General features: G+C 37.3%; 4 protein-coding genes. 3 read left to right on the forward strand and 1 reads right to left on the reverse strand.

The genetic code is table 11. From position 1 onward, the window contains the following. The 3 genes from KJ678_03325 to KJ678_03335 all read left to right on the forward strand — a co-directional run. On the forward strand, window positions 1-886 hold an 886-nt coding region (locus KJ678_03325), incomplete at its 5' end, for an oligosaccharide flippase family protein (protein ID MBU1017162.1). A gap of 59 nt (window positions 887-945) precedes the next feature. Further along, complete coding sequence (locus KJ678_03330; GenBank protein MBU1017163.1) at window positions 946-1731, forward strand: glycosyltransferase; 786 nt, start codon at window positions 946-948, stop codon at window positions 1729-1731. Next, window positions 1728-2705 carry a glycosyltransferase gene (locus tag KJ678_03335; GenBank protein MBU1017164.1) on the forward strand — a complete coding sequence of 326 codons (978 nt, stop codon included), beginning with the start codon at window positions 1728-1730 and terminating at the stop codon, window positions 2703-2705. Before KJ678_03330 ends, KJ678_03335 begins: the two co-directional genes overlap by 4 nt. 40 nt (window positions 2706-2745) lie before the next feature. Here the strand turns inward: KJ678_03335 and KJ678_03340 are convergent. Further along, window positions 2746-2897: tetratricopeptide repeat protein (locus tag KJ678_03340; protein MBU1017165.1), on the reverse strand; the 152-nt coding region annotated here is incomplete at its 5' end.

Below are 2897 nucleotides of genomic sequence, written 5' to 3' on the forward strand. Positions count from 1 at the left end.
TCCAATATCTTTTTTGCAAGGATTGCAGAGATTTATGGATTTTAGTTTGGCCAATATTGTTACCGCGTTAAACAAGTTTTTGATTGGAATAGGACTAACTTTGTTGATGTATGAAATAACGGGAACTATGGCGGGAATATTCATTGGGGCTTTGTTGTCGTTTATTATAGTTTGCCTTTTATTAAAAAGGAACTTAAATCTAACAATAGGAGCGGAATTATCCAAATGGCTTTCCCGCCTTTTAAAATTTGCCTTACCTTCTTCTTTAACCTTGATTTCTCTTGCGGTTCTTTTTAATGTGGATGTTGTTTTGGTGAAACATTTTTTTAGCGAAGAAGTTTCTGGAATATATTCAAGTATGGCGATTATAGGAAGAATTTTATTTTTCGGCGCAAGCACGGTGGGACTGGTTTTGTTTCCTATATCTTCCGAAAGTCACGCCAAAGGGGAAAACACCAGCAAAGTGTTTTTAAATTCTTTAGTGTTAACAACAGGTATTCTGCTTTGTGGTCTTTTTGTATTTATGGTTTTTCCAAAGTTTGTGGTTCTGACTTTGTTTGGGGCAAATTACTTGAGAGCGGTAGAGTTTCTCCCAAAATTTACGCTATTTATGTTTTTATATACACTTATTTATTTGTTTTCGCAGTATTTTTTATCTGTTTATAAGATGAAAATCGGTGTTGTTTTGGCAATAGGCGCGTTACTGCAGGTTATTTTAATTTGGTTTAGACATAAAAGTCTTATGATGGTGGTGGATAATTTGGTTTATGTTAATGTGATATTGTTTGTGGTTTTGTTGGGGTACTATATATTAAATTTAAAATTCAAAGGTTTTTCGTCATTGCGAGGAACGAGCCGCAGGCGAGAGACGAAGCAATCCCCTTGAGATTGCTTCGTCGTCACTTCGTTCCTTCTCGCAATGACGATAGAATGGAGTTTATAACGATGGATTTATCTGTTATAGTTCCTTGCTATAAGCAGGAAAACACAATTAAACAGGATTTAAAAAACATTTTGTCCGATCTGGATAAAACTCGTTTTTCTTATGAACTTATTGCAGTGGTGGATGGGTTTTTGGATAAAACATATCCGCGAGCAAAACAAATGAGAAATCCAAAACTTCGTGTTCACGGCTACAAAACAAACAAAGGAAAAGGATATGCCGTCCGTTATGGCATGGCTCGCGCAAAGGGGGATTTTGTAGCTTTTATAGACAGCGGTATGGATATAGACCCAAACGGCATCTCTTTGATTATGGAACATATGTATTGGTATGACGCGGATGTTATGGTGGGCAGTAAAAGGCATCCCGCCAGTAAACTGGTTTATCCCGCTAGAAGGAAGTTTTTCTCCATTGGTTTGCAATATCTTCAAAGACTTCTTTTTGGATTAAAACTTAGAGACACTCAAGCGGGTTTGAAAGTGTTTAAGAGGGGGGTACTTGAAAAGGTTCTGCCACGGCTTATTATAAAAAGGTTTGCTTTTGATATTGAACTTTTAGTGGTGATAAAGCATTTGGGGTATTCCCGAATTTTTGAAGCGCCTATTAAAGTTAATTGGGCAGAAAACAGTCTTAAGAGCGATTGGGAGACTTTAATTAAATCTTCGTGGAATTTTTTTGTAGATATGCTTGGAGTTTTTTATCGCCTTAATATTTTGGGTTATTACGACGATAAAAGTAAAAGAAAATGGGTTTATGATAAAGAACTTGCGATGAGGGTTAATGTATGAAGTATCCTTTCATCTCCATCATAATAGTTGCCGAAGAATATAACCTTTATTTGGAAGAGTCCCTCCCGAAGTATAAAGATTTGGATTATCCCAATTTTGAGGTTTTAGTTTTTACCACAAAACCTTGCAACAAAAAGTTCCCCAAAGTTAAATTTATTTCCGCGCCGAGTTTAGCGGGTAATCCCGCTAAAAGGCGAGACCTTGCTATTAAATACGCTAAAGGCAGTTGGCTTGCTTTTATTGATGATGACGCATATCCTTCAAAGGATTGGTTGAAAGTGGCAAGTTTTTATTTTGGAGATATGTCCATTACTGCGGTATGCGGACCGGGGGTTACCCCGCCAAACGCTTCCGCATTTGAAAAAGCGTCTGGTTGGGTATCGGCTTCTCTTTTAGGGGGAGGGAATTGCGCGCATAGATTTGTACCCACTAGAAAAATGTTTGTGGAGGATTTTCCTTCTATGAATTTTATTGTGAGAAAAGAGGGTTTTACTAAAGTTGGTGGGTTTGATTCTAATTTTTATCCGGGAGAAGATACCAAACTTTGTTTGGATATAGTTTGCGGGTTAAAGAAAAAGATTTTGTATGTCCCTGATGTTCTTGTCTATCACCATCGCCGTCCGCTTTTTAAAAAGCACTTAAAACAAAATGGTAACTTTGGTCTTCACCGCGGACATTTTGCAAAAACGCTTCCCCAGACTTCGCGAAAATTTAGTTATTTTGTCCCACCTCTTTTCGCGCTGGGGTTTTTGATAGGTCCCTTTTTGTATTTATTGGATCGTCCCTTATTTTTATTATGGACACTGGTGGTTTTGATATATGTCCTTTTGCTAATTCTAACCTCCGTTTGGGTTTTTTCAAAAGAAAGGGATATAAAGGTTTCGTTACTTGTAATTCCTGGTATTTTCCTAACGCACATTTGGTATGGAATAAGGTTTATTCAAGGGTTTTTTTCAAAAGAGTTGAGGAGATGAGTTTAACTAAGGTCTCTCCTTTGCAAAGGAGAGACCTTTTCTAAGGAGACTCCTTGTACAAGGAGTCTCCTTGGTTGGAGACAATTTCCAATGTTTTCCTTAATCTATCGTCCCCTGGGTTTATCTCCAACGCTTTTTCTATGTATTCTTTCGCTTTTTCCTTATCCCCATTATGAAAATATATTACCCCCA

The organism is Patescibacteria group bacterium (assembly GCA_018817085.1).
GTDB lineage: Bacteria > Patescibacteriota > WWE3 > CG2-30-40-12 > CG2-30-40-12 > CG2-30-40-12.

Coding starts and splice junctions, on each gene's coding strand:
- KJ678_03330 (MBU1017163.1), top strand. CDS start 946: ATGGATTTATCTGTTATAGTTCCTTGCTATAAGCAGGAAAACACAATT.
- KJ678_03335 (MBU1017164.1), top strand. CDS start 1,728: ATGAAGTATCCTTTCATCTCCATCATAATAGTTGCCGAAGAATATAAC.